Here is a 1,540-nt window from a genome sequence, read left to right as displayed (position 1 = left end):
GCGGTCCCGGCTCACGGCCGGAGCGACTGCTCCCGCAGCTCCTTCTTCGTCACCTTGTCCAGCCCGCTGTCGTACGCCGCCAGCGGCCTGGCCTTCGTGGCGGCCTCGGCCTCCACACCGGCCCAGTCGAGGATCCGCTCGGTGGCGTGGGCGCGCTCGGCCTCGGGGAGCTGGCTGACGCGCGCGCCGTGGTTCGCGCCGGGCGCGGTGTAGACGTACGAGTCGCGCGCACCCTTGCCGAGGCGGAACGGCTCGGCGCCCCACGGGTCGTTCTCGCCGTAGACGTAGAGCATCCGGTGCGCGTTCTTGCGCACCCAGTCGTCGACGTCGTTCATGACCCAGGGCTTGAAGCGCATGTCGATGTCGCGCGGCACGAAGTTCCGCGGCGGCTGGTAGCCGTAGCGGCTCAGGTCCTTCAGGTGGGGCAGCTGGATGGTGGGCGCGCCCAGCTCGGTGCCGGCCTGGTAGTAGTACGGCGTGTACGGCGCGAGCCCCTGGTCGGTGTAGAAGGACCAGCCGGCGATGGCGTCGACGTAGTCGTACAGCTCCTGGTCGGAGACGGTGGCGGCGTCCGGCACGTCGGCGCAGTCGGCGGCCGAGCTGTACTGCCAGAAGCCCCACACGAGGTCGAGCACGGTCGCCTCGAACGCCTTGTCCAGGCTGCCGATCGTGGTGAAGGTCGCGTCCGCGCCGGACGCCCACGCCGCGTACTTCTCCGACAGCGCGTCCCGCCGCACCAGCGCCTCGCGCTGCACCGCGTCGAGCGCCTCGCGGCACTCCGCGGTGCCGACCCGCTCGAAGAACCGGTCGTAGGCCGCGTCCTCCTTGTTCACGACGTCGTTCGGCGCGACGTAGGCGACGACGCCGTCCATGTCGCGCGGGTAGAAGCGCTCGTAGTACGTGGCGGTCATGCCGCCCTTGCTGCCGCCGGTGGCCAGCCAGTTCTCGTCGTAGATGTCGTTCAGCGCCCGGAAGATGCGGTGCTGGTCGCTGGCGGCCTGCCAGATGTCGAGCTTCTTCCAGTCCGCGGGATCGGGCCGGGAGGGGGTGAAGAAGCGGTACTCCATGGACACCTGGTTGCCGTCCACGATCTGCGTGGGCTCGCTGCGCGACGGCGTGGTGGAGACGTTGTAGCCGCCGGTGGAGAAGACCGTGGGCCGGTCGGTGTCCTTGTGCAGCACGGTGATCCGCTGCTGGAAGGTCCGGCCGTGCGGCTTCCGGTGGTCGACCGGCTGGGTGTAGTTCAGTACGAAGTAGCGGTAGCCGTCGACAGGCTTCTCCTCGATCAGGCTCATGCCCTTGACCGAGAGGAGCCGGTCCTTGATGTCGGCCTCGTCCGCGGTGGCGGCACCGACCGGTGAACTGCCCAGCCCCACCGTGCCGGTGAGCACGGCCAGACTCAGCAGCCATCCGAGCGTCCTGCGCATCTTCCCTCCCCAAGTTCACGATGACCTGGGGAACCTAGCGCCTCCCGGCCGCGTACGACCAGACCGTCGACGGTGCGGCGGCCCGACCCGCCCGAACGCCGGTGGCCGGGCAA

Annotated in this window: 1 protein-coding gene; it reads right to left on the bottom strand. The window is 69.9% G+C overall.

The annotated features are described in order from the left end of the window. Positions 1 to 11: 11 nt before the first annotated feature. On the bottom strand, positions 12 to 1,427 hold the full coding sequence (locus H5J30_RS32450) for a S28 family serine protease (protein ID WP_181791229.1): 1,416 nt from the start codon (positions 1,425 to 1,427) through the stop codon (positions 12 to 14). Positions 1,428 to 1,540: the final 113 nt, after the last annotated feature.

Origin of the sequence: Streptomyces phytophilus (assembly GCF_013870535.1) — a bacterium.
In the GTDB taxonomy this organism is placed as follows: Bacteria; Actinomycetota; Actinomycetes; order Streptomycetales; family Streptomycetaceae; genus Streptomyces; species Streptomyces phytophilus.
This window is presented reverse-complemented; position numbering and strand designations above follow the sequence as displayed.

What these genes read in the sequence shown, in the direction of transcription:
- H5J30_RS32450 (WP_181791229.1), bottom strand. Translation starts at nt 1,427, where the DNA reads ATGCGCAGGACGCTCGGATGGCTGCTGAGTCTGGCCGTGCTCACCGGC.